This is a genomic window from Pseudomonas sp. GW821-FHT03E01, from assembly GCF_059420765.1.
Genome location: NZ_JBWKUI010000024.1, coordinates 14,593 through 39,422, shown reverse-complemented (window position 1 = coordinate 39,422; position 24,830 = coordinate 14,593). Strand labels below are relative to the sequence as shown.

At 59.7% G+C, this 24,830-nt stretch carries 19 protein-coding genes; 17 read left to right on the top strand and 2 right to left on the bottom strand.

Translation table 11 applies throughout. The annotated features are described in order from the left end of the window. The first annotated feature begins 330 nt into the window (after positions 1–330). The 15 genes from dksA (at position 331) to AC07VO_RS28460 (ending at position 20,415) form a co-directional block, all read left to right on the top strand. Positions 331–771 carry an RNA polymerase-binding protein DksA gene (gene dksA, locus AC07VO_RS28530; RefSeq protein ID WP_007902025.1) on the top strand — a complete coding sequence of 147 codons (441 nt, stop codon included), beginning with the start codon at positions 331–333 and terminating at the stop codon, positions 769–771. 219 nt (positions 772–990) lie between these two features. After that, a complete protein-coding gene (gene gluQRS / locus AC07VO_RS28525) occupies positions 991–1,887 on the top strand; it encodes a tRNA glutamyl-Q(34) synthetase GluQRS (RefSeq protein ID WP_018930204.1) in 897 nt (298 codons plus the stop codon). 77 nt (positions 1,888–1,964) lie between these two features. Continuing rightward, positions 1,965–2,141: a hypothetical protein gene (locus AC07VO_RS28520; RefSeq protein ID WP_003176118.1), complete on the top strand. Its 177-nt coding sequence runs from the start codon at positions 1,965–1,967 to the stop codon at positions 2,139–2,141. Continuing rightward, on the top strand, positions 2,125–5,079 hold the full coding sequence (locus AC07VO_RS28515) for a sensor histidine kinase (RefSeq protein ID WP_026286733.1): 2,955 nt from the start codon (positions 2,125–2,127) through the stop codon (positions 5,077–5,079). The genes AC07VO_RS28520 and AC07VO_RS28515 overlap by 17 nt, the downstream gene beginning before the upstream one ends. Before the next feature lie 22 nt (positions 5,080–5,101). Then, complete coding sequence (locus AC07VO_RS28510) at positions 5,102–6,541, top strand: sigma-54-dependent transcriptional regulator (RefSeq protein WP_018930202.1); 1,440 nt, start codon at positions 5,102–5,104, stop codon at positions 6,539–6,541. Positions 6,542–7,407: 866 nt separating this feature from the next. After that, on the top strand, positions 7,408–8,808 hold the full coding sequence (locus tag AC07VO_RS28505; protein WP_018930200.1) for a polynucleotide adenylyltransferase PcnB: 1,401 nt from the start codon (positions 7,408–7,410) through the stop codon (positions 8,806–8,808). A gap of 3 nt (positions 8,809–8,811) precedes the next feature. Next, positions 8,812–9,297 carry a 2-amino-4-hydroxy-6-hydroxymethyldihydropteridine diphosphokinase gene (folK, locus tag AC07VO_RS28500; protein ID WP_019650997.1) on the top strand — a complete coding sequence of 162 codons (486 nt, stop codon included), beginning with the start codon at positions 8,812–8,814 and terminating at the stop codon, positions 9,295–9,297. A gap of 272 nt (positions 9,298–9,569) precedes the next feature. Continuing rightward, positions 9,570–10,370 carry a 3-methyl-2-oxobutanoate hydroxymethyltransferase gene (panB, locus tag AC07VO_RS28495; RefSeq protein WP_018930198.1) on the top strand — a complete coding sequence of 267 codons (801 nt, stop codon included), beginning with the start codon at positions 9,570–9,572 and terminating at the stop codon, positions 10,368–10,370. After that, a complete protein-coding gene (gene panC / locus AC07VO_RS28490) occupies positions 10,367–11,227 on the top strand; it encodes a pantoate--beta-alanine ligase (RefSeq protein ID WP_007938070.1) in 861 nt (286 codons plus the stop codon). Before panB ends, panC begins: the two co-directional genes overlap by 4 nt. Positions 11,228–11,398: 171 nt before the next feature. After that, positions 11,399–11,779, top strand: a complete 381-nt coding sequence (gene panD, locus AC07VO_RS28485) for an aspartate 1-decarboxylase (protein WP_008153310.1) — start codon at positions 11,399–11,401, stop codon at positions 11,777–11,779. A 227-nt stretch (positions 11,780–12,006) separates the two neighbouring features. Next, positions 12,007–13,671, top strand: coding sequence for a glucose-6-phosphate isomerase (gene pgi, locus AC07VO_RS28480; protein ID WP_064620373.1), 1,665 nt, complete (start codon positions 12,007–12,009; stop codon positions 13,669–13,671). 230 nt (positions 13,672–13,901) lie between these two features. After that, on the top strand, positions 13,902–15,839 hold the full coding sequence (acs, locus tag AC07VO_RS28475; protein WP_086945890.1) for an acetate--CoA ligase: 1,938 nt from the start codon (positions 13,902–13,904) through the stop codon (positions 15,837–15,839). A gap of 196 nt (positions 15,840–16,035) precedes the next feature. Next, the gene (locus AC07VO_RS28470) at positions 16,036–17,052 is read left to right on the top strand and encodes a class I SAM-dependent rRNA methyltransferase (RefSeq protein WP_064620380.1); all 1,017 of its coding nucleotides are present in this window, start codon (positions 16,036–16,038) and stop codon (positions 17,050–17,052) included. A gap of 61 nt (positions 17,053–17,113) precedes the next feature. Continuing rightward, positions 17,114–20,119, top strand: coding sequence for a DUF748 domain-containing protein (locus AC07VO_RS28465; RefSeq protein WP_173861186.1), 3,006 nt, complete (start codon positions 17,114–17,116; stop codon positions 20,117–20,119). Next, positions 20,119–20,415, top strand: a complete 297-nt coding sequence (locus tag AC07VO_RS28460) for a DUF2845 domain-containing protein (RefSeq protein ID WP_064620386.1) — start codon at positions 20,119–20,121, stop codon at positions 20,413–20,415. Before AC07VO_RS28465 ends, AC07VO_RS28460 begins: the two co-directional genes overlap by 1 nt. 173 nt (positions 20,416–20,588) lie before the next feature. Here AC07VO_RS28460 and AC07VO_RS28455 read toward each other — a convergent pair whose 3' ends face one another. Then, complete coding sequence (locus AC07VO_RS28455; protein ID WP_064620389.1) at positions 20,589–20,945, bottom strand: BON domain-containing protein; 357 nt, start codon at positions 20,943–20,945, stop codon at positions 20,589–20,591. A gap of 326 nt (positions 20,946–21,271) precedes the next feature. Beyond that, positions 21,272–21,682 carry a pilin gene (locus AC07VO_RS28450; protein WP_019650990.1) on the bottom strand — a complete coding sequence of 137 codons (411 nt, stop codon included), beginning with the start codon at positions 21,680–21,682 and terminating at the stop codon, positions 21,272–21,274. 226 nt (positions 21,683–21,908) lie between these two features. Between AC07VO_RS28450 and pilB the strand changes: the two genes are divergently transcribed. Both pilB and AC07VO_RS28440 read left to right on the top strand, forming a co-directional pair. Further along, positions 21,909–23,609, top strand: a complete 1,701-nt coding sequence (gene pilB / locus AC07VO_RS28445) for a type IV-A pilus assembly ATPase PilB (RefSeq protein ID WP_064620392.1) — start codon at positions 21,909–21,911, stop codon at positions 23,607–23,609. Positions 23,610–23,611: 2 nt separating this feature from the next. Next, positions 23,612–24,829: a type II secretion system F family protein gene (locus tag AC07VO_RS28440; protein WP_495007725.1), complete on the top strand. Its 1,218-nt coding sequence runs from the start codon at positions 23,612–23,614 to the stop codon at positions 24,827–24,829. The last annotated feature ends 1 nt before the right edge of the window (position 24,830 follow it).

Genomic DNA, 24,830 nt, shown 5'->3' with positions numbered 1-24,830 from the left:
CCTTCCTTACAACGGGGAAAAGAATTGATTCTACCCAAGCGCAGGAACGAGCGAGAGCCTAAAGCGGTCAGAGCCATATAATGCTGGTCTCAATCGATTCAAGCGTATGTCTCAGGTTTGGCTAAAATCAATAATTGATCAGGTCTCCCTAGCCACCAGACGAAGCTTTGCAATCTTTTGCAAGCACCACGGGCCGCGGGCTCGACATCCGGGAGTAGCGCGGTCCGATTTGATCTGGTAAGTTCGCCCGCTTGCAGCCGCAGGGCCGGCAGGTGTCGGTGATGGAGCAATCCTGCGCAATGGATTACAAGAGTAGAGGCGGTCCATTTCATGCCCACCCAAGCAAAGCAGCAAAATCAGTCGATCAGCGGCTTCGAACCCTACAAAGAAGTGAAGGGCGAAGAGTACATGGGTAAACCCATGCGTGCTCACTTCACCAAGATCCTGAACAAGTGGAAACAGGACTTGATGCAGGAAGTCGACCGTACCGTTGATCACATGAAAGACGAAGCGGCCAACTTCCCTGACCCGGCAGACCGTGCCAGCCAGGAAGAGGAATTCAGCCTCGAATTGCGCGCCCGCGACCGTGAGCGCAAGCTGATCAAGAAAATCGACAAGACCCTGCAACTGATCGAAGACGAAGAATACGGTTGGTGCGAGTCCTGCGGCGTCGAAATCGGCGTCAAGCGACTGGAAGCCCGTCCTACCGCCGACATGTGCGTTGACTGCAAGACCCTGGCGGAAATCAAGGAAAAGCAAGTCGGCAAGTAATCTCGACTTGAACGAAAGACGGAGCGTGCGAACGCTCCGTTTTTGTTTCTGATATTTGCTGATATTTGTTGCGACTTCGAAATCGCCTTCGTCGGATCGCCGCCCGGAACAATCTTCGCTCCTACAAAGGCTGGCGCAATCTCCTGTAGGAGCTGAGCTTGCTCGTGAAGGCGGCTTCAAGCCGTGCTCAATACGATTGGACAGCCTGACATCGCCCTTATGACCGCCATCGCCTCTTCCGCCTACATCGGGCGCTTCGCCCCCACGCCCAGCGGGCATCTGCACTTCGGTTCGCTGGTTGCAGCGCTGGCCTCGTACCTCGACGCCCGTTCGGTCGGCGGGCGCTGGCTGGTGCGAATGGAGGATCTAGATCCGCCACGCGAGGAGCCCGGTGCTCAGGCGGCGATTCTCAAGGCGCTGGAAAGCTATGGTTTCGAATGGGATGGCGAGATGGTCCGACAGAGTGACCGGCACGCGGCCTACGCCGAAGTCCTCAATCGCCTGTTCAGCCAGGGCCTGGCCTACGCATGCACCTGCTCGCGCAAGCAACTGGAGCCGTATCACGGCATCTATCCCGGGTTCTGCCGCAACGCTGGGCACGGCACTGAGAATGCGGCGATCCGCGTGCGTGTACCGGAGCTGGAATACCACTTCATCGACCGGGTGCAGGGCGAATTCCGTCAACACCTGGGCCGCGAGGTGGGTGACTTCGTGATTCGTCGCCGCGACGGGCTCTACGCCTATCAATTGGCGGTGGTGCTAGACGATGCCTGGCAAGGCATCACTGATATCGTGCGCGGCGCCGACCTGCTGGACTCCACGCCACGCCAGCTCTATCTGCAAGAACTGCTCGGCCTGCCGCAACCACGCTACCTGCACATCCCGTTGATTACCCAGCCGGACGGCCACAAACTCGGAAAGTCCTATCGCTCGCCGCCACTCACCGAAGATCAGGCCACGCCGCTGTTGCTGCGCGCATTGCGGGCGCTGGGGCACACTCCCGTTATCGAACTCAATGACGCCACGCCACGGGAAGTGCTGAATTGGGGCATTGCCCACTGGGATGCGTCGCTGATCCCGCGCACACTGACGTTGCCTGAAGCGCAACTGCAGTGATGCCACTTGCAGTGGCGCACCCATCCGTTACCATCGCCGCACGTTTTCGGGCACGCGCATAAAAGAGAGAGGCCGGGATGTACATCTATCGCTTGGTCCTGCTCCTGGTAGTGGGGATTTATCTGTTCTCCCCGGCCATCATGGATTGGTGGATCGACGCCACTGGCGCCTGGTATCGCCCTTATTTGCTCTGGCTGATTCTGATCGTCGTGACCTTCATCCTGCAGAGCCAAAAAGATGCCGATGAGCTTTAGCCTGACCCAGATGATCCTGATCAGCGCCGCGTACCTGGCGGTGCTGTTCGGTGTGGCCTGGATCAGTGAACGGGGCATGATCCCCCGGGCGATCATTCGCCACCCGCTGACCTACACCCTGTCGCTGGGCGTTTATGCCAGTGCCTGGGCGTTTTACGGCACGGTGGGCCTGGCTTATCAGTACGGCTACGGTTTTCTGTCCAGCTACCTCGGGGTTTCCGGGGCGTTTCTGCTGGCGCCGGTGCTTTTGTACCCGATCCTGAAAATCACCCGCACTTACCAACTCTCATCGCTGGCCGACCTGTTCGCGTTCCGTTTCCGCAGCACCTGGGCCGGTGCGCTGACGACGATTTTCATGCTGGTCGGCGTGCTGCCGTTGCTGGCGTTGCAGATTCAGGCGGTGGCCGACTCCATCGGCATCCTCACCCGCGAGCCGGTGCAGCATCGCGTGGCCCTGAGTTTCTGCGCGCTGATTACGCTGTTCACGATTTTCTTCGGCTCGCGCCACATCGCCACCCGTGAGAAACATGAAGGCCTGGTGTTCGCAATCGCCTTCGAGTCAGTGATCAAGCTGATCGCGATTGGTGGCGTCGGCCTGTATGCGCTGTATGGCGTGTTCGACGGCCCGCAACAGCTGGAACTGTGGCTGCTGCAAAACCAGACCGCCCTCGCCGCCCTGCACACGCCTCTGCAGGAAGGCCCATGGCGCACGCTGCTGCTGGTGTTCTTCGCCTCGGCGATCGTCATGCCGCACATGTACCACATGACCTTTACCGAAAACCTCAACCCGCGTTCGCTGGTCAGCGCGAGCTGGGGCTTGCCGCTGTTCCTGCTGCTGATGAGCCTGGCAGTGCCGTTGATTCTCTGGGCCGGGTTGAAACTCGGTGCCACCACCAATCCGGAATATTTCACCCTGGGCATCGGCATCGCCGCCAATAGCAAAGCCCTGGCACTGTTGGCGTATGTCGGTGGATTGTCGGCAGCCAGCGGGCTGATCATCGTTACTACGCTGGCGCTGTCCGGGATGGCACTGAACCACTTGGTGCTGCCGCTCTATCAGCCGCCGGCCGAGGGCAATATCTACCGCTGGCTGAAATGGACCCGCCGGGCGCTGATCGTCGCGATCATCATGGCCGGCTACGGTTTCTACCTGATGCTGGGCGCGGAACAGGACCTGGCCAACCTCGGCATCGTCGCCTTCGTCGCCACCTTGCAGTTCCTGCCGGGCGTGTTGTCGGTGCTGTACTGGCCGACCGCCAACCGTCGAGGCTTCATCGCCGGCCTCCTGGCGGGGATTCTGGTGTGGCTGGTGACCATGCTGTTGCCGCTGGTCGGCAATCTGCAAGGCTTCTACATTCCGTTGCTGAACATGATTTACGTGCTGGACGACACCAGCTGGCACATGGCGGCAATTGCCTCGCTGGCCGCCAACGTGCTGATGTTCACTCTGATCTCACTGTTCACCAACGCCAGCCCCGAAGAGGCCAGCGCCGCCGAAGCCTGCGCGGTGGACAACGTTCGCCGCCCGCAACGCCGCGAACTGCATGCCGCCTCGCCTCAGGAATTCGCCACGCAACTGGCCAAACCGCTGGGTGCCAAGGCCGCGCAGAAAGAAGTCGAACAAGCGCTGCGTGACCTTTATCTGCCGTTCGACGAACGCCGGCCTTACGCCTTGCGTCGTTTGCGTGACCGTATCGAAGCCAACCTCTCCGGCCTGATGGGCCCGAGCGTGGCGCAGGACATGGTCGAAACCTTCCTGCCCTATAAGGCCGGCGGCGAAAACTACGTCACCGAAGACATCCACTTCATCGAAAGTCGCCTCGAGGATTACCACTCGCGCCTCACCGGCCTTGCCGCCGAACTCGATGCCCTGCGTCGCTACCACCGCCAAACCCTGCAGGAATTGCCGATGGGCGTGTGCTCGCTGGCCAAGGATCAGGAAATCCTCATGTGGAACAAAGCCATGGAGGAGCTGACCGGGATTGCCGCGCAGCGTGTGGTCGGTTCGCGCCTGAGCACCATTGCCGATCCATGGAAAGAGCTGCTGCAAGGTTTCATCAATCTGCCGGACGAACACTTGCACAAGCAGCACCTGGCCCTCGATGGCCAGACCCGCTGGCTGAACCTGCACAAAGCGGCGATCGACGAACCGCTGGCACCGGGTAACAGCGGCCTGGTGCTGCTGGTGGAAGACCTGACCGAAACCCAGATGCTCGAAGACAAACTGGTGCACTCCGAGCGCCTGGCCAGCATTGGCCGACTGGCGGCCGGCGTGGCCCATGAAATCGGCAACCCGATCACCGGCATTGCCTGTCTCGCGCAGAACCTGCGCGAAGAACGTGAAGAAGACGCCGAACTCACGGAAATCAGCGGGCAGATCCTCGAGCAGACCAAACGCGTGTCACGCATCGTTCAGTCGCTGATGAGCTTCGCCCACGCGGGCGCTCATCAGCACAGCGACGAGCCCGTTTGTCTGGCGGAAGTGGCCCAGGATGCCATCGGCCTGCTGGCCTTGAACCGGCGCAATTTCGAAGTACAGTTCTACAACCTGTGCGACCCCGATCACTGGGTCGAAGGCGACCCGCAGCGGCTCGCCCAGGTATTGATCAATCTGCTCTCAAACGCCCGTGACGCCTCGCCTCCGGGCAGTGCAGTGCGCGTCAAGAGCGAAGCCGGCGAACACACGGTCGATCTGATCGTCGAAGACGAAGGCAGCGGTATTCCCTCGAGCATCATGGACCGACTGTTCGAACCCTTCTTCACCACCAAGGATCCTGGCGAAGGCACCGGTCTGGGCCTTGCACTGGTCTATTCCATCGTTGAAGAGCATTATGGACAAATCACCATCGACAGCCCGGCTGATGTTCAAAGCCAACGCGGCACCCGTATCCGGGTGACCTTACCGCGTCATGTCGAAGCGACGTCCGCTGTGAACTGAGACCGTCGAGAGTATCGAATCAATGCCGCACATTTTGATCGTCGAAGACGAAACAATTATCCGCTCCGCCTTGCGCCGTCTGCTGGAACGTAACCAGTACCAGGTCAGCGAAGCCGGATCCGTGCAGGAAGCACAAGAGCGTTTCAGCATTCCCACGTTTGACCTGATCGTCAGTGACCTGCGCCTGCCGGGCGCGCCGGGTACCGAGTTGATCAAACTCGGCCTGGGCACTCCGGTGCTGATCATGACCAGTTACGCCAGCCTGCGTTCGGCCGTCGACTCCATGAAAATGGGCGCGGTGGACTACATCGCCAAGCCTTTCGATCACGACGAGATGCTCCAGGCCGTCGCGCGAATCCTGCGTGACCGGCAATCGGCGCAAGCCAGCGGTGAGCCGGTCGTCGGCAAAGCGTCCAATGGCGCCGCAGCAAAAAGTGGTGTCGACAACAGCAACGGCGAAATCGGCATCATCGGCTCTTGCCCGCCGATGCAGGACCTGTACAGCAAAATCCGTAAAGTCGCGCCGACCGATTCCAATGTCCTGATCCAGGGCGAATCCGGTACCGGTAAAGAACTGGTAGCACGTGCCCTGCACAACCTGTCCAAACGCGCCAAGGCGCCGATGATTTCGGTGAACTGCGCAGCCATCCCGGAAAGCCTGATCGAGTCCGAACTGTTCGGCCACGAGAAAGGCGCGTTTACCGGCGCCAGCGCCGGGCGTGCCGGGTTGGTGGAAGCGGCTGACGGCGGCACCTTGTTCCTCGATGAAATCGGTGAACTGCCACTGGAAGCCCAGGCCCGCCTGTTACGCGTATTGCAGGAAGGTGAAATCCGCCGGGTTGGCTCGGTCCAGTCGCAGAAGGTCGATGTACGCCTGATCGCCGCGACCCACCGGGATCTCAAGAGCCTGGCGAAGATCGGCCAGTTCCGTGAAGACTTGTATTACCGCCTCCACGTGATCGCCCTGAAACTGCCGGCCCTGCGCGAGCGCGGTGCGGACGTCAATGAAATTGCCAATGCCTTCCTGGCGCGGCAGAGCGCGCGGGTCAACCGCACCGATCTGAAATTCGCCCTGGATGCCGAGCAAGCAATTCGGCATTACTCCTGGCCGGGTAACGTTCGCGAACTGGAAAACGCGGTCGAGCGCGCGGTGATTCTGTGCGAGAGCCCGGAGATTTCCGCCGAGCTGCTGGGCATCGACATCGAACTCAGCGATCTGGAAGACGACGATTTCATCGGCCTCGCGCCCCAGCAGGGCAACAGCGCCGGTAACACCAGCCACGAACCGACCGAAGATCTGTCCCTGGAAGACTACTTCCAGCACTTCGTGCTCGAGCATCAGGATCACATGACCGAAACCGAACTGGCCCGCAAGCTCGGGGTCAGTCGCAAATGCTTGTGGGAACGCCGTCAGCGCCTGGGCATCCCGCGGCGCAAAACCGGGGTGGCCAGCGAGAGCTGAACCGCGCCTGTCAGATGCGCGGGTAACACGTGACATTGTGGAAAAACTGTTACCTCAGCTTTTTCACGTAACAGAAGCCGGGGCTTACGGTAACGAAGCCCCGGTTTTTTTTGGCCTCGAAAAACCCCATTAGCCCGCCTAACCCCTTGTTTTACTGGGCCTCACAAAAGTTGGCACGCACCCTGCTATATGTTCAGTACAAGAACAATAACAAGTAATGCACAAGACAATAAAAATAAGACGAATCGACTCACGCACAATAAAAACAAGACGGCGAGAGGCGTAGCTAACTGATTCTTTTGGAGAGGCGTTGCATTTGGGGCTTGCCCCGCAACCAGGCCGAGAATAATAAAAAACTGTCCCTAGGCAGTGCCTGAACTGGTTGGATCACACGATCATAGCAACACAGCGACCAAAGCAATCCGTTTGCTCTTGGCTCCCGATTGGGAGGGTCATGAAGGAAAACTTCATGGCGAGGGCGCTCAACAAAAACAAGAAGCCCGAAACCAATAATAAAAATAGAGCAGGCAACTACTTCTGGGGGAGCTTCGGCTCCCCTTGTGGTTTCTGGCGTTTGGCATTCTCTGCCTTGTAGCAGCTGCCGAGCAGTGCGAGGCTGCGTTCGACTGCGCAGCAGTCGCTAATACGGGCAACCGGTTCCTACTGACACACCGCAATTTCTGGTTTTACGACGGCTTCGCCGCCGAACGCAGGCTCGGCAGCTGCTACAAAACCGCCCCTCAAGACATCTCCCTTCAAGCGCTTGCGCAGCTTCCTACACCATCCCCCGACTAAATGCTAGAATCCCGGCCCATCATGCGGTCATTCTTCGTTATGGCCGAACATTCCTTCAAACAGTGCATCCCATGCTGAAGAAGCTGTTCCAGTCATTCCGTTCTCCCCTGCGTCGTACGCAACACATCCGCAGCACGCCTGAAGTGCTCAATAGCGGCCAACATTCGCTGCAAAAGGCGCAATTCAGCCGTTACGCGGTCAACATCGTCGAACGCTTGCAGAACGCCGGTTACCAGGCTTACCTGGTCGGCGGCTGTGTGCGTGACATGCTGCTCGGCATCACGCCGAAAGATTTCGACGTCGCCACCAGTGCCACCCCTGAACAGGTACGGGCCGAATTCCGCAACGCGCGGATCATCGGTCGTCGCTTCAAACTGGTGCATATCCACTTTGGCCGCGAAATCATCGAAGTCGCGACCTTCCGCGCCAATCACCCGCAAAACGACGAGGACGAAGACAGCAACCAGTCTTCCCGCAACGAAAGCGGGCGCATCCTGCGCGATAACGTCTACGGCACCCTGGAAGAAGACGCGCAACGCCGCGACTTCACCATCAACGCCTTGTATTACGATCCGGTCAGCGAGCGCATTCTCGACTACGCCAATGGCGTACACGACATCCGCAATCACTTGATCCGCCTGATCGGCGATCCGAAGCAGCGCTACCAGGAAGACCCGGTGCGGATGCTGCGGGCCGTGCGTTTCGCCGCCAAGCTGAATTTCGGTATCGAGAAGCACAGTGCCCTGCCGATCCGCGATCTGGCACCGATGCTGCGCGAGATTCCATCAGCCCGTCTGTTCGAAGAAGTGCTCAAGCTGTTCCTCTCCGGCCACGCCGCGGACACCTTCGAGATGCTGGTCGACCTGCAGTTGTTCGATCCGCTGTTCCCGGCCAGTGCCGAGGCGCTGGAATACAACCCGACGTACACCCACACGCTGATCAGTGAAGCACTGATCAACACGGACTTGCGGATCAAGCAGAACAAACCGGTCACCCCGGCGTTCCTGTTCGCCGCCCTGCTCTGGCCTGCCCTGCCGGCCCGCGTGCTGCGCTTGCAAGAACGTGGCATGCCGCCGATTCCGGCGATGCAGGAAGCAGCGCACGAGTTGATTGCCGAACAGTGCCAGCGTATTGCGATTCCGAAACGCTTCACCATGCCGATCCGCGAGATCTGGGACATGCAGGAGCGTCTGCCGCGCCGCAGCGGCAAGCGGGCCGACCTGTTGCTGGACAACCCGCGGTTCCGTGCCGGCTACGACTTCCTGCTGCTGCGCGAAAGCGCTGGCGAACAGACTGATGGCCTGGGCGAGTGGTGGACCGACTATCAGGACGCCAACGACAGCGAACGTCGGGACATGATCCGCGAACTCAGCGGCAAGGACGACGGCAGCGGTGCTCCGCGCAAACGTCGCCGCAGTGGCGGCGCCAAACGCAAACGCGCTGCCGGCGCTTCGAGCACGACAGGCGAATAAGCCATGGAACGCATCTACATCGGCATGGGCAGCAATCTGGCTGACCCTGCCGAACAGTTGCGCAGCGCTGTCGAGGCCTTGGCACGCTTGCCGCAGACCGAACTGGTCGGTGTTTCCGGGTTTTATCAAAGCGACTCGCTGCTGCCCGGCCAACCGCGTTATACCAACGCGGTCGCCGCTCTCGACAGCCGCCTCGCGCCGCTGGAGCTGCTCGATGCCCTGCAAGCCATCGAGAACGGACAAGGCCGCCAGCGCCTTGAACGCTGGGGCCCGCGCACGCTGGATCTGGACATCGTGTTGTTCGGCGATCGACTGATCGACGAACCGCGCCTCAAAGTCCCTCACTATCACCTGCAGGAACGAGCCTTTGTGCTCTATCCGTTGGCCGAACTGGCACCGGCGGATTTGCGCCTGGCTGACGGCCGCACCCTCGCAGAATTACTCGCCGCCTGCCCGTTCGTCGGCCTGGAACGCCTCCCGGCAGCCTGAGTTGCCGCTTTTGACGATACAAGCCCATCGCAAATCTGCTGAATCGCATCAGTAACGTCGGTAACACCCCCCACGTAACAATGCGGTAACACATGCAATTGACTTCCCGGGTTCTCCTCACGACTATAGGCGTCCCGCTGCCGCCAACGCGGCGCTAAAGGGCGCAGTCCAGGCCTTACAAGCACCACGAAAGAGGGTGCGCCTGTATAAATGACGAATCACGCGCGTTACTCGCAGTAGTTTTCATAGCGCCTGTAATGAGGATTTTTTTCATGCCAGCCATCACCCTGACCACGCTCCAGAGCCTCAAGCAGACAGGTGAAAAGATCACCATGCTGACCTGCTATGACGCGACCTTCGCCCACGCCTGCAATGAGGCCGGGGTTGAAGTGCTGCTGGTGGGCGACTCCCTCGGCATGGTCTTGCAAGGTCACGACAGCACCCTGCCGGTGACCACTGCTGAAATGGCCTACCACGTGGCAGCCGTCAAACGCGGCAACACCGATGCCCTGATCCTCGCCGACCTGCCCTTCATGGCCTACGCCACCATTGAACAAACCATGACCAACAGCGCCCTGTTGATGCAGGCCGGTGCGCACATGGTCAAGGTTGAAGGGGCATTGTGGCTCGCGGACTCGATCCGTCTGCTGGCCGAACGCGGCATCCCGGTGTGCGCGCACATGGGGCTGACACCGCAATCGGTCAACATCCTCGGCGGCTATAAAGTCCAGGGCCGCAACGAGAACCAGGCGCGGCAGATGCGTGCCGACGCAATTTCCCTGGAACAGGCCGGCGCGGCCATGCTGCTGCTCGAATGCGTGCCGAGCGAATTGGCCGAAGAAATCAGCCAGGCGGTGAAGATCCCGGTGATTGGCATCGGCGCCGGCAGTGGCACCGACGGTCAGGTACTGGTTCTGCACGACATGCTGGGCTTGTCCATGACCGGCCGCGTGCCAAAGTTCGTGAAGAACTTCATGACCGACCAAACCAGCATTCAAGCAGCCTTGAGCGCTTACGTCACTGAAGTCAAAGCGGCGACTTTCCCTGGCATCGAACACGGATTCTCTGCATGAACACCGTAAAAACCGTACGCGAACTGCGGGCCGCGGTGGCCCGCGCCCGTAGCGAAGGCAAGCGCATCGGCTTTGTGCCGACCATGGGCAACCTGCACAGCGGGCATATCGCGCTGATTACCAAAGCCACCCAACGGGTGGATTTCGTGGTCGCGAGCATTTTCGTCAACCCGCTGCAATTCGGCGCCGGCGAAGACCTCGACAAATACCCGCGGACCTTGGCCGCCGATCAGGAGAAACTGCTCCAGGCCGGTTGCCATCTGCTGTTTGCCCCAACCGTCGAAGAAATGTACCCCGACGGCATGGCCGGCCAGACCCGCGTCAGCGTTCCACAACTGTCTGAAGGCCTGTGCGGCGCCAGCCGTCCGGGGCATTTCGAAGGGGTGGCGACGGTAGTCAGCAAACTGTTCAACATGGTCCAGCCGGACCTGGCGATCTTTGGCCAGAAAGACTTCCAGCAACTGGCGGTGATTCGCGCCCTGGTGCACGACCTGAACATGCCGATCCAGATCATCGGCGAACCGACCGTACGGGCCGCCGACGGTCTGGCGTTGTCGTCACGCAATGGTTTCCTCAGCGAAGAACAGCGGGCCATCGCACCAGAGGTCTATCGCACCCTGACCCGGATCAGCGACGCGATCAAACAGGGCGAGCGCGATTACCCGACGCTGATCAACGAGCAGATCAAGCAACTGGAAGCCGCTGGCCTGCGTCCGGATTACCTGGAAATTCGCCATGCGCTGACCTTGCGTCCGGCGACAGCGCAAGATCGGGATCTGGTGATTCTGGTGGCGGCGTTCCTCGGCACGACGCGGTTGATCGACAACCTGCATCTGAACCTCGACGCTACGTCTTAACGGCAAAATCAAAAGATCGCAGCCTGCGGCAGCCCCTACACGGTCTCGCGGAGACCTTTAGGAGACGCCGCAGGCTCGGGCCGTGTTCGGACGATCTTTTGCGTTGTATTGCCGCCCACAAAGCCTTCGGGCAAACTGCCCCCCGTTCGATTCCGACCCGGGGAAACACTCATGCACGCCATCATGCTCAAGGCCAAGCTGCATCGCGCCGAAGTCACCCATGCTGTACTCGATTACGAAGGCTCTTGCGCCATCGACGGCGAATGGCTGGACCTGTCCGGCATCCGTGAGTACGAACAGATCCAGATCTACAACATCGACAACGGCGAACGCTTCACCACCTACGCGATTCGTGGCGAAGAAGGTTCGCGCATGATCTCGGTCAACGGTGCCGCGGCCCACAAGGCCAAGGTCGGCGACCGCGTGATCATCTGCGCTTACGCCCACTACAGCGAAGCCGAACTGCTCAACTTCAAGCCGCGCATGCTCTACATGGCGCCGGGCAACGAACTGAGCCACACCAGCAATGCCATTCCGGTTCAGGTCGCCTGACCGGACCGCCCCCCTGCCAGCTTTCCGTTTGTCGGACCGCTCCTGGTTAAATGTTAAAAAAGTACCGGGAGCAGGTCAGACAAAGTCAAGACAGATTGCAGCGCGAGGTTTACTGTATTCGCCCTGCGCCAGAAATCGTGTCGACGCAGTTGACCGGACGCCCACCCACAGCGCTCCGGGATTTTTAGTGTTCAAAAGGCCGTTCAAGTAAAAGGAAAACCGCAGCGATGGCGTATTACCGCACTCCTCACGACGTTACCGCTCTGCCCGCTTGGCAAGCGCTGAATGACCACCGCCAAGCCATGCAGGATTTCAGCATGCGCGAAGCCTTTAATGCCGATCCGCAGCGTTTTAATCAATTCACCCTCAGCAGCTGCGGCCTGTTTCTCGACTACTCGAAGAACCTGATCAACGCCGAGACCCGCAATCTGCTGGTGGGCCTGGCCAACGAAGTCGACCTCAAGGGCGCGATCAAAGCGCTGTTCTCGGGCGAAATCGTCAACGCCTCCGAAGGACGCCCGGCCCTGCACACCGCACTGCGCCGTCCGGTGGGCGACAAGCTGTCGGTCAACGGCGTCAACGTGATGCCCGACGTGCACAAAGTGCTGAACCAGATCACCGATCTCGTGGGCCGTATCCACGACGGTCTGTGGCGCGGTTACACCGAGAAGCCGATCACCGACGTTGTGAACATTGGCATCGGTGGCTCGTTCCTCGGCCCCGAGCTGGTGTCCGAAGCGCTGCTGTCCTACGCCCAGAAAGGCGTGCGTTGCCATTACCTGGCGAACATCGACGGCAGTGAATTCCACGAACTGACCATGAAGCTGCGCGCCGAGACCACGCTGTTCATCGTCTCGTCGAAATCCTTCAACACCCTCGAAACCCTGAAAAACGCCCAGGCCGCCCGCGCCTGGTACCTGGCTCAGGGCGGTTCGGAAGCCGAGCTGTACCGTCACTTCATCGCCGTCTCCAGCAACAACGCGGCGGCCGTGGCATTCGGTATTCGTGAAGAGAACATCTTCCCGATGTGGGACTGGGTCGGCGGCCGTTACTCGCTGTGGTCGGCCATCGGTTTGCCAATTGCCCTGGCCATCGGCATGTCGAACTTCAAGGAACTGCTGTCCGGTGCATACACCATGGACCAGCATTTCCAGAGCGCGCCATTCGAACAGAACATGCCGGTACTGCTGGCATTGCTCGGCATCTGGTATGGCAACTTCTGGGGGGCGCAGAGCCACGCGATCCTGCCGTACGACCACTACCTGCGCAACATCACCAAGCACTTGCAACAGCTGGACATGGAATCCAACGGCAAGAGCGTGCGCCAGGACGGCACGCCAGTGTCCACCGATACCGGCCCGGTAATCTGGGGCGGCGTTGGCTGCAACGGTCAGCATGCTTACCACCAGTTGCTGCACCAGGGCACCCAACTGATCCCGGCCGACTTCATCGTGCCGATCGTCAGTTTCAACCCGGTGTCCGACCACCACCAGTGGCTGTACGCCAACTGCCTGTCGCAAAGCCAGGCATTGATGCTCGGCAAGACCCGCACCGAGGCTGAAGCCGAGCTGCGTGACAAGGGTATGGCCGAGGATGAAGTGCAAAAACTGGCCGCACACAAGGTGATCCCGGGCAACCGTCCGAGCAACACCCTGGTGCTCGAACGCATCAGCCCGCGTCGTCTAGGCGCACTGGTAGCGCTGTACGAACACAAAGTCTTCGTGCAAAGCGTGGTCTGGGGCATCAATGCCTTCGACCAGTGGGGCGTGGAGTTGGGTAAAGAACTGGGCAAAGGCGTCTACAACCGCCTGGTCGGCAGCGAAGAAACCCCGGCCGACGATGCTTCCACCCAAGGCCTGATCAACTACTTCCGCGGTCGTCACCGCGGGTGATAGGCTGAAGGGGCGGTTTACCCGCCCCTTCAACTTGCAGCACCGACAGTTCCACGGCACCGGGTTTACTGCAAAATCGGTGGCGTGCGCTATCACTGTAGGAGCGGCCGAAGGCTGCGATCTTTTGATCCTGGTTGTAAAAGACAAGATCAAAAGATCGCAGCCTTCGGCAGCTCCTACGAGGGTCGCGCAGCTCCCCTCTTGTCGCAAAACAAGAATAAGGAACCGTCATGTTCGATATCAGCACGTTCCCCAAAGCCGATGCCGTCCGCCGGGCTGCACAGTTGAGTCAGGACGACTACAAGCGCCTGTACCGTGAATCCATTGAACACCCCAGCACCTTCTGGGCCGAACAGGCCACACGGTTCCTCGACTGGAGCACGCGGTGGCAGACCGTTCAGCGGTACGACCTGAAAACCGGTGAAGCGAGCTGGTTCGCCGGCGGAAAGTTAAACGTCAGTTACAACTGCATCGACCGTCATCTGGAACAGCGTGGCGATCAGATTGCAATCATCTGGGAAGGCGATGACCCCGCCGAATCCACCCAAATCACCTACAAAAAACTCCATCACAACGTCTGTCGACTGGCCAACGTGCTCAAAAGCCGTGGCGTAAAGAAAGGCGACCGCGTGTGCATCTACATGCCGATGATCCCCGAAGCCGCCTACGCCATGCTCGCCTGTGCGCGGATCGGCGCGATTCATTCGGTGGTGTTCGGCGGATTCTCCCCGGACTCACTGCGTGACCGGATCCTCGACGCCGACTGCCGCACCGTAATCACCGCCGATGAAGGCGTGCGCGGCGGTAAATTCGTACCGCTCAAACAGAACGTCGACAAGGCCCTGCAAAGTTGCCCGCACGTCAGCAGTGTGATCGTGGTCGAGCACACCCAAAACCAGGTGAATTGGGTTGAAGACCGCGACCTCTGGTATCACCAGGCCCTGCGCGATGTCGGTGACGATTGCCCGCCAGAGCCGATGGACGCCGAAGACCCGCTGTTTATCCTCTACACCTCCGGCAGCACCGGCAAACCCAAAGGCGTGCTGCACACCACCGGCGGCTACCTGCTGCAAGCGGCGATGACCTTCAAATACGTGCTCGACTATCGCGACGGTGAAGTCTTCTGGTGCACCGCCGATGTCGGCTGGGTCACCGGCCACAGCTACATTGTCTACGGGCCGTTGGCCAACGGCGCGACCACGCTGATCTTCGAAGGCGTACCGAGCTACCCCAGCACCTCGCGCTTCTGGCAGGTGATCGACAAGCACCACGTCAACATCTTCTACACCGCCCCGACCGCCCTGCGCGCGTTGATGCGTGAAGGTCCCGGGCCGTTGAAGGAAACATCCCGCGAGAGCCTGCGCTTACTCGGTACTGTCGGTGAGCCGATTAACCCGGAAGCCTGGGAGTGGTACTTCAATACAGTCGGCGAGCAACGCTGCCCGATTGTCGATACCTGGTGGCAGACCGAAACCGGCGGCATCATGCTCAGCCCGCTGGTCAGCACCCAACGGGTCAAACCCGGTTGCGCCACCCAACCGATGTTCGGTGTGCAACCGGTGTTGCTCGATGAGCACGGCAAAGAAATCAAAGGCGCCGGCAGCGGCGTGCTGGCCATCAAGTCCAGCTGGCCGGCGCAGATCCGCAGCGTCTACGGCGATCCGAAACGGATGGTCGAAACCTACTTCAAGCCCTACCCCGGCTACTACTTCACCGGCGATGGCGCACGCCGCGACGAGGACGGCGATTACTGGATCACCGGGCGCATCGACGACGTGATTAACGTCTCCGGGCACCGCATCGGCACCGCCGAAGTGGAGAGCGCGCTGGTGCTGCACGACAGCATTGCCGAGGCCGCCGTGGTCGGTTACCCCCATGACATCAAAGGCCAGGGCATCTACGCCTTCGTCACACCCATGAACGGCGTCGACCCCAACGACGATCTGAAGAAAGAACTGCTGGCCCATGTCAGCCAGGAAATCGGCAGCTTCGCCAAACCGGACTTGATCCAGTGGGCCCCGGCCCTGCCGAAAACCCGTTCGGGCAAGATCATGCGACGGATCCTGCGCAAGATCGCCTGCAACGAACTGGACAGCCTCGGCGACACCTCGACCCTCGCCGACCCAAGCGTGGTGCAAGGGCTGATTGATCAACGCCTGAACCAATAATGTTGCGCGCGGCCACCGGCCGCGCTGTGAGGCTTATTGTGGCGAGGGGGCTTGCCCCCGTTGGGCAGCGAAGCGGCCCAAAAAGCTTGGCGCTCCCTCGAATTTTTGCCAGTGCTGCGCACTGGAACGGGGGCAAGCCCCCTCGCCACAGTGTTAAACTCCCGCGCCCTCAATTCCCTCCAGCAAGGCGCCCAGCATGTCTTCCTTGAATCAGGCGCTGTGCGCCGCCCTTGATCGTCGCCAGGACCTGCTCGCCGAGCTGCATCAGCAAGGCACCGATTGCTATCGCCTGTTCCACGGCAGCCAGGAAGGTGCCGGCGGCTTGACCATCGACCGCTATGGCCCGCAACTGCTGGTGCAAAGCTTTCATCAGTCACTGGAGCGTGACGCCCTGCTGCAATTGCACGAAATCGTCAATCAACAGCTGGGCCTCGATAGCCTGCTGGTCTACAACGACCGCTCCCGCGGCAACTCGCGCATCGACCGCGAAGACACCGTCTACCGCGCCGACGAGGCCGCCCTGCAAGACTTGATCGGCCACGAATGGGGGCTGAACTACCGGGTTCGCGGGCGCCATGCCGGCCAGGATCCGTTGCTGTTTCTCGACCTGCGCAACGCCCGCGGCTGGGTCAAGGCGCACAGCAAAAACAAAAGTGTGCTGAACCTGTTTGCCTACACCTGTGGCGTCGGTCTCTGCGCTGCGGCCGGTGGTGCCAGCGAGGTGTGCAACCTGGACTTTGCCGAAGGCAACCTGGCGGTCGGCCGCGAAAACGGTCTGCTCAACCCGCAATTGCCGACCATGGAGTTCATCCAGTCCGATTACTTCCCGGCGATTCGTCAATTGGCCGGCCTGCCGATCAGCCAGCGTCGCGGGCAAAAACTGCCGAGCTATCAGCGCCTGGAGCCGCGTCAATATGATCTGGTACTGCTCGATCCACCGGCCTGGGCCAAGAGTGCTTTCGGCACGGTCGATCTGTTGCGCGATTACCAGAGCCTGCTCAAACCGGCGCTGCTGACCACTGCCGACAATGGCGTGTTGATCTGCTGCAACAACCTGGCGAAGGTCAGCATGGACGATTGGCGCGAACAGGTGCTGCGCTGCGCAGAGAAGGCCGGACGCCCGGTGCGTGAGTGGACAGCGCTGACACCGGGCAGCGACTTTCCGTCGACGGACCAACAACCGCCGCTGAAAACGCTGATCCTGCAGCTCTGAAAATCCACACCCATTATCAGACAACGCCTATAAAGCGTGATTGCTTCGGAACCGCAAACGCATGCCATACTCCAAGGCACTCCGATTCCGACAGATGAAGCCACACATGCCCAAAGGATTGATCCGCGCTATCGGCGCCTTGTTAACAGCCCTGGCCCTTTACAGCCTGCTGGGGTTTCTGATTTTGCCGGGCATCGCGTTGCGGGTTGCCAACCAGCAATTGGCCAACTACGCCATGACGCCCGCGACAATTTCGCGGATCGAACTCAACCCGTTCAGCCTTGAAGTAACCCTTTGGGGCCTGATCATCGGCGAGCCGGGCAAGGAACAAGTGGGCTTCGAACGCCTGTACGCCAACTTGCAGATCGACAGCCTGTGGACCAAGGCGCTGCACCTGTCCGATATCGAACTGGACAAACCCAAGACCGAAATACGCTTCGGCAAGGACGGCCAGCTCAATCTTCTCGGGCTGTTCAAAATCCCCGCCAGCGAACCGACCCCGGTCGACCCGAACGCCAAACCCTTCCCGCTGCGCGTGGAGCGGATCAAACTGGCCGGCGGCTACGTGCATTTCGAAGATGCCCGGCCCAGCGAGCCCATCGAATTCCTCTACGACAAACTCGATTTCGAGCTGAAGAACCTCAGTACCCTGCCCGACGACAACGCCGACATGACCCTGGTCGCGGTCGGCCCCGCCGGCGGGCAGATCGACTGGACCGGCAATTTCAGCCTGAGCCCGATCGCCTCTGAAGGTAAGCTGAAAATCACCGATGGCAAGATGAAGTCCTTCTGGCCCTATGTGCGCGATGCTGTGCCACTGGTCCTGGAAAACGGCGTCCTGAACCTGAGCACCGACTACAAACTCAATCTGAACAAAGGCACCGAACTGCTGCTGGACAACGTCGTCGTCAGCGTCGCGCCTTTCGCCATCAAGGCGCCGGACGGCCGACCTCTGGTGAAGCTCGAACGACTGGACATCAGCGACACCACCGTGGATCTGGCCAAGCAGCAAGTGGTGGTCGGCAAGATCCGCAGCCAGAAACTGGAAACCTGGGCAGCCCTCGAAGCCGATGGGCAACTCGATTGGCAAAAACTGTTCGCCAGCCAGCCGTCCAAACAGGCGGCCAAAGCCAACGCCGAACCCACCAGCACACCCGCGGCAGCCGATTCACCGAAGCCCGAACCGACCGCGCCGAGCAAACCCTGGCAGGTGCTGCTCAAAGACGTGCAACTGCGTAATTATCAGGTGCACCTGGCCGACCGCAAGGCACAACCCGCCGTAGCGCTGGAGCTCGGCCCGCTGAACCTGGACCTGCAGAATTTCGACAGCCTCAACGGCTCCCCTTTCAACCTCAAGCTCGACACGGGCGTGGGCAAGCAAGGCAAGATCATGGCGGACGGCACGGTCAATCTGGCCCCGATCAGCGCCAAACTGAACGTGCAGACCAGGGATATCGACCTGCGCGTCGCCCAGTCCTACATCAATCCGTTCATTCGCCTCGAACTGCGTAGCGGCATGCTGGGCAGTGATCTGGCGGTCGACTTGAAAAGCACCGAGCCGCTGGCGTTCAGTGTTACAGGTAAAGCCCAGATCGATCAGTTGCATACCCTCGACACTCTGAAAACCCGTGACTTCCTCAAGTGGCAACAGTTGGCGCTCGAAGGCCTGAACTATCAGCACGGCGACAGCCTGTCGATCGACAAGGTCAATCTGTTCCAGCCCTATGCCCGCTTCATGATCAACGATGACCGCACCACCAACATCGATGACCTGCTGATCCCGCAACCGGCCGACTCCGGCGCCACAACGACCACAACGACCACAACTGCCGCAGCCAAACCGGCAGCCGGAAACGAAAAACCACTGGGCATCCACATTGGCAGCATCGCCATCAATGACGGTTCGGCAAACTTCGCCGACTTCAGCCTGACACCGAACTTCGCCACGGCCGTCCAACAACTGAACGGGCAGATCGGCACCATCGACAGCCGCCACGTAAAACCGGCCAACGTCGACGTCAAAGGCAAGGTCGACCGCTATGCACCGGTGACCATCAAGGGCTCGGTCAACCCGTTCGACCCAATGGCCAGTCTGGACATCGCTACCAGTTTCAGACGGGTGGAACTGACGACCCTGACGCCTTATTCCGGCAAGTTCGCCGGTTACCGCATCCGCAAGGGCCGGCTCAATCTGGATCTGCATTACAAGATCACCAACGGTCAGCTCCTGGCCGAAAACAAAGTGGTGGTCGAGCAGCTGCAACTGGGTGAAAAGGTCGACAGTCCGGATGCAGTGAGCCTGCCGCTGAAACTGGCGATTGCCTTGCTCAAGGATGTCGACGGCAAGATTTCCATCGAACTGCCGGTGAGCGGCGACCTGAACAACCCGCAGTTCAGCATCATGCCGATCATCTGGCAGACCCTGCGCAATCTGATCGTGAAGGCGGCCGCGGCGCCGTTCAAAATGATTGGCGGGCTGGTCAGCGGCGGCGGTTCAGAGGAGCTGGGCACCGTGGCGTTTGCACCAGGTTCGAGCGACTTGAGCAAGGAAGCCGAAGCGACACTGATCAAACTGTCCCAGGCGCTCAAGGAGCGTCCGGCCCTGCGCCTGGAAATCGAAGGCACTGCCGCCAAGAGCAGCGACGGCCCACTGCTCGCCGAGCAACGCCTGGAACGGGAATACCAGTACAACTACTACAAAATGCTCCAGCGCCGCGGTGACAAAGTGCCGGCCCAGGCCTCCATGCTGGAAGTGCCGGACAGCGAGAAAGGCCCGCTGCTCGAAGGAATCTACCGCACACGTCTCAAGATCCAGCCGCCCGCGGAATGGAAGGATCTGGGCAAGGAAGAACGCAGCAAAAAAATGCGCGAAAGCGTGATCGGCTTCTGGAGCTCCAGCGAGGTTCTGTTGCGTCAGCTGGGCCAGGAACGGGCCAGCAGCATCAAGGACTACCTGGTGGACAAAGGGCAGTTGGCCGATGACCGCGTGTACTTCATCGACGCCAACCTCGGTGAGGCCGAAAGCGATGGCCGCGTGGTGACGGCCTTGCATCTGGATGCCGAATGATGGGCGCGCAATGGCTTATGAGCCTGGCCCTGGTATTGGCTGCCGGTCAAGCTGCGGCGGCCGATACCCTGCGCTGCGGCAGTCAATTGATCAGCGTCGGGGACAGGTCCAGCGAAGTGCTGCAAAAATGCGGAGAGCCCGTCGCCCGCGACCTGCTTGGCTACAAGCGCAGCGCCAATCGACGGGAAGAGTTTCAGGTCGAGGAATGGACCTACGGGCCCAACGGCGGGATGTACCAGTACCTGCGCTTTGAAGGAAACCGGTTGGTTCAAATCACCAGCAAGCGCGGTAACTGAACTCGCCCCCACAGTTTTTTGCGTTGCTCCCAATAGAACAGGCCCCGACACGAATGTCGGGGCCTGTAACGGCCACGTCCATATGGCCTTTCGCATGAACTCTCAAAAAGCGACAGACGTATGACCTGGCCCGCCTGCCGCATCTTCTCCCGGTCCAGGCGAGAAGCCTTGCCTTACTCGGCTTTCAGGCCGTCAGCGGACACCGCTTTGACGCCTTTGATTTTCTTGGCAATGGCCACGGCGGTGGCTTTCTGAGCTTCAGTCACCGCAACAGTGGACGACAGCGACACGACGCCTTTGTTGGTTTCGACTTTGATGTCGGTGCCAGGGATGCCTTTTTCAGTCACCAGGTCTGCTTTGACTTTGGTCGTGATCCAGGTATCGGAAGTAGCTTCCTTGGCTTTGGTCACTTCACCGGCGGCCAGCGTCATGGGAGCCTGGGTGGTATGGCTGGTCTGGGCGAATGCAGCGTTGGCCATCGTCAGGGTCAGCGCGGTAGCAGTAGCGGCAGCGATAGCGAACTTTTTCATACGAGTAACTCCTGTTCTTCTGGAAAGTCTGCTGCGTGTCGTCTTGTCAGCAGGGTTACCAGAGAGAGTGCGAACGCTGTGCCAACTAGCAACCAAAAAATAAATACCTATAAATCAACAACTTAATAAAAATGACAACTTTCGAAATCATGCAAAATGCATGAGTGCGACATTATCTACATGCAAGTTGCGGGTTTTAACGCAGGCCTAAGGGCATGAATTGTCGGGGGTTTTCGTGATCATCCGAATCGCCCCCCGCCCAAATGACCAACAAAAATGCCCCGCGTCGTGAGAAGCGGGGCATTGTTTATGCCGGGTGATATGGATCAGGTACCGGTGCAGCCTTTAGGTGCGTACTCTTGTAGAGCCGTGGTGGCGCATGTCCAGCCACCGGCGAGGGTACGCGAAAGCGTAATGGTCTTGCTGAGCACAGGCCCTGGAGCATTGAGGATCGTGCAGGCAATAGTGCCCACACCGGTAGCGGTGGTACCCGATGCCGTAATCGTGCAGTTACCTGTAGTCGCCGTACCGCCGATCAAAGCGAGGGTAGGATCTGTACCCTGATTCATAATGTCTTCAAAAGGCACCTTCAGTGCCGAGATTTCTGCAAGCGCAGCGGTAACTTTCGCCCGTGATTGGTACTTCGAATACTGCGGCAACGCAAACGTCGCCAGAATCCCGATGATCGCCACCACGATCAGCAGTTCGATCAGGGTAAAACCATTTTGATTTTTCATAGACAGGCTCCATGCATGAGTCGAAATCTCATGATCTGTAGAGGGTGCAGCACAGGTCATGCCAAGTCGTATGCGCCCCTGCAGACTGGGCTCGGGATCACGACAAAGACCTTTCGTACCCCCAGGATCCGCACTTTCTGACATTTTTTGTCACCTCACCTCGGCTGGTTTGGTTCCACTGTTTGACTAGGCTATAAGTCATTAACCGCCTGCGTCCGGAATCCCAATGAATGACATTGCCCTTAGCGGTCTGGCCAAGCAATTGGTGCTGGCCGAGCTGATCACTGATCAAAGTGCGCAACAGGCGTATCAGCAAGCCCAACGCGATCGAGTCTCACTGGTCAGTTATCTGGTGCAAAACAAACTGCTGAAAAGCTGGCAGGTCGCCGAGGTGGCTTCGGAGCATTTCGGCATGGCCCTGCTGGACCTCAACTGCCTGGAAAAAGACACCCAACCCAAGGGGCTGGTCAGCGAAAAACTGATCCGCCAGCACCACGCCCTACCCCTCTGGCGACGCGGCAACAAACTGTTCGTGGGGGTTTCCGATCCGAGTAATCAACAGGTCATCAACGACATCCAGTTCAGTACCGGGCTGAACACCGAAGCCATCCTGGTCGAAGAGGACAAGCTTAGCGACGCCATCGAAAGATTCTTCGACAGCCACGCCACCGACCTGCAAGAGATGGCCGATGTCGACCTCGACGGTCTGGACATCGAGTCGGTCGACGACCAGAAACAGGACGCCATCGGCGGACAGGACACCGATGACGCGCCCGTGGTGCGCTTCGTCCACAAGATGTTGCTCGATGCGATCAAGAGCGGGTCTTCCGACCTGCATTTCGAACCCTACGAAAAAACCTACCGCGTGCGGATGCGCACCGATGGCATCCTGCATGAAGTTGCCAAGCCACCAACGCAACTGGCCAACCGCATTGCTTCCCGGCTCAAAGTCATGGCCAGTCTCGACATCTCCGAGCGGCGCAAACCCCAGGACGGGCGAATCAAGATGCGCCTGTCCAAGAGCAAGTCCATCGACTTCCGGGTCAACACCCTGCCGACCCTGTGGGGCGAAAAAGTGGTGATCCGGATCCTCGATCCGTCCAGCGCGCAAATGGGCATCGATGCCCTCGGCTATGAGCCGGAGCAGAAAGACCTGTACATGGCCGCCCTCAAGCAACCACAGGGGATGATCCTGGTGACCGGGCCCACCGGTTCAGGCAAGACCGTGTCGCTCTATACCGGGCTGAACATCCTCAACACCGTCAACATCAACATCTCCACTGCCGAAGACCCGGTGGAAATCAACATGGAGGGCGTCAACCAGGTCAACGTCAATCCCAGGCAGGGAATGGATTTCGCCCAGGCGTTGCGCTCGTTTCTGCGCCAGGACCCGGACGTGATCATGGTCGGCGAAATCCGCGACCTCGAAACTGCCGAAATTGCCATCAAGGCCGCCCAGACCGGGCACATGGTGCTTTCCACCCTGCACACCAACAGCGCTGCGCAAACCCTGACCCGCCTGCACAACATGGGGATTCAGGGCTTCAACATTGCGACCTCGGTCAGCCTGATCATTGCCCAGCGCCTGGCGCGCAAGTTGTGCAGCCATTGCAAGAAACCCATCGAGATTCCCCGCGAGACGCTGCTCAAGGAAGGCTTCCCCGAGGAACGCATCGGCTCATTCACGATCTATGAACCGGTCGGTTGCAATCAATGCAATGCTGGCTACAAAGGGCGAGTGGGGATTTATGAAGTGGTGAAGAACACTCCTGACCTGCAACGGCTGATCATGGCCGAAGGCAATTCACTGGAGATCGACCTCCAGATGCGCAAGGACGGCTTCAACGACCTGCGCACGTCGGGCTTGCTCAAGGCCATGCAAGGCATCACCAGCCTTGAAGAAATCAACCGGGTCACGAAGGACTGAATATGGCGGTCAAAGCAGCGAAAATCAGCGTGTATGCCTGGGAAGGCACGGATCGCAAAGGTGCGAAAATGACCGGCGAGTTGACCGGACAAAATCCAGCGCTGATCAAGGCCCAGTTGCGCAAGCAGGGCATCAATCCGGGCAAGGTGCGGAAAAAGTACGCGTCCATTTTCAGTGCCGGCAAGCGCATCAAACCCTTGGACATCGCCCTGTTTACCCGGCAGATGGCGACCATGATGAAAGCCGGCGTACCGCTCCTGCAATCGTTCGAGATCATCGGCGAGGGCTTCGATAACCCGAACATGCGCAAGCTGGTGGACGAGGTGAAACAGGAAGTCGCGGCCGGTAACAGCTTCGCCGCGGCCCTGCGCAAAAAGCCCCAGTATTTCGACGAGCTGTACTGCAACCTGGTGGACGCCGGCGAGCAGGCCGGTGCCCTGGATACCCTGCTGGAACGGGTGGCGACCTACAAGGAAAAGAGCGAAAGCCTCAAGGCCAAGATCAAGAAAGCCATGACCTACCCGCTGGCCGTGGTGTTCGTCGCAATCATTGTGACCGGCATTCTGCTGGTCAAGGTTGTGCCGCAATTCCAGTCGGTATTCTCGGGGTTCGGCGCCGAACTGCCGGCGTTCACCGTGATGGTCATCGGCTTGTCGGAGTTCATGCAGGACTGGTGGTGGATGATACTCGGCGTGTTGGCTGGGGGGATCTTCGGCCTGCGCCATGCCTTCAAGAATTCCCCGGGCTTTCGCGACCGGACGGACACCTGGCTGCTGAAACTGCCGTTGGTTGGCGCGCTCATGTACAAGTCCGCCGTGGCCCGTTACGCCCGCACCCTGTCGACGACGTTTGCCGCCGGCGTGCCACTGGTCGAAGCCCTGGAGTCAGTGGCGGGCGCGACCGGCAACATCGTGTTCAAGCGAGCGGTGTTGCGCATCAAGCAGGACGTTTCGACCGGCATGCAGCTGAATTTTTCCATGCGTACCTCCGGCATCTTTCCGACCATGGCGATCCAGATGACGGCCATTGGCGAAGAGTCCGGCGCGCTGGACGACATGCTCGACAAGGTCGCGGGTTTCTATGAGGCCGAGGTGGACAACATGGTCGATAACCTGACCAGCCTGATGGAGCCGTTCATCATGGTGGTGCTGGGTGTTATCGTCGGCGGGCTGGTGTTTGCAATGTACCTGCCCATCTTCCAACTCGGCTCAGCGGTCTGAT

Bases quoted from the DNA above. Each gene is read 5' to 3' on its own strand.
- dksA (WP_007902025.1), top strand. From the start codon at position 331: ATGCCCACCCAAGCAAAGCAGCAAAATCAGTCGATCAGCGGCTTCGAA.
- gluQRS (WP_018930204.1), top strand. From the start codon at position 991: ATGACCGCCATCGCCTCTTCCGCCTACATCGGGCGCTTCGCCCCCACG.
- AC07VO_RS28520 (WP_003176118.1), top strand. From the start codon at position 1,965: ATGTACATCTATCGCTTGGTCCTGCTCCTGGTAGTGGGGATTTATCTG.
- AC07VO_RS28515 (WP_026286733.1), top strand. From the start codon at position 2,125: ATGCCGATGAGCTTTAGCCTGACCCAGATGATCCTGATCAGCGCCGCG.
- AC07VO_RS28510 (WP_018930202.1), top strand. From the start codon at position 5,102: ATGCCGCACATTTTGATCGTCGAAGACGAAACAATTATCCGCTCCGCC.
- AC07VO_RS28505 (WP_018930200.1), top strand. From the start codon at position 7,408: ATGCTGAAGAAGCTGTTCCAGTCATTCCGTTCTCCCCTGCGTCGTACG.
- folK (WP_019650997.1), top strand. From the start codon at position 8,812: ATGGAACGCATCTACATCGGCATGGGCAGCAATCTGGCTGACCCTGCC.
- panB (WP_018930198.1), top strand. From the start codon at position 9,570: ATGCCAGCCATCACCCTGACCACGCTCCAGAGCCTCAAGCAGACAGGT.
- panC (WP_007938070.1), top strand. From the start codon at position 10,367: ATGAACACCGTAAAAACCGTACGCGAACTGCGGGCCGCGGTGGCCCGC.
- panD (WP_008153310.1), top strand. From the start codon at position 11,399: ATGCACGCCATCATGCTCAAGGCCAAGCTGCATCGCGCCGAAGTCACC.
- pgi (WP_064620373.1), top strand. From the start codon at position 12,007: ATGGCGTATTACCGCACTCCTCACGACGTTACCGCTCTGCCCGCTTGG.
- acs (WP_086945890.1), top strand. From the start codon at position 13,902: ATGTTCGATATCAGCACGTTCCCCAAAGCCGATGCCGTCCGCCGGGCT.
- AC07VO_RS28470 (WP_064620380.1), top strand. From the start codon at position 16,036: ATGTCTTCCTTGAATCAGGCGCTGTGCGCCGCCCTTGATCGTCGCCAG.
- AC07VO_RS28465 (WP_173861186.1), top strand. From the start codon at position 17,114: ATGCCATACTCCAAGGCACTCCGATTCCGACAGATGAAGCCACACATG.
- AC07VO_RS28460 (WP_064620386.1), top strand. From the start codon at position 20,119: ATGGGCGCGCAATGGCTTATGAGCCTGGCCCTGGTATTGGCTGCCGGT.
- AC07VO_RS28455 (WP_064620389.1), bottom strand. From the start codon at position 20,945: ATGAAAAAGTTCGCTATCGCTGCCGCTACTGCTACCGCGCTGACCCTG.
- AC07VO_RS28450 (WP_019650990.1), bottom strand. From the start codon at position 21,682: ATGAAAAATCAAAATGGTTTTACCCTGATCGAACTGCTGATCGTGGTG.
- pilB (WP_064620392.1), top strand. From the start codon at position 21,909: ATGAATGACATTGCCCTTAGCGGTCTGGCCAAGCAATTGGTGCTGGCC.
- AC07VO_RS28440 (WP_495007725.1), top strand. From the start codon at position 23,612: ATGGCGGTCAAAGCAGCGAAAATCAGCGTGTATGCCTGGGAAGGCACG.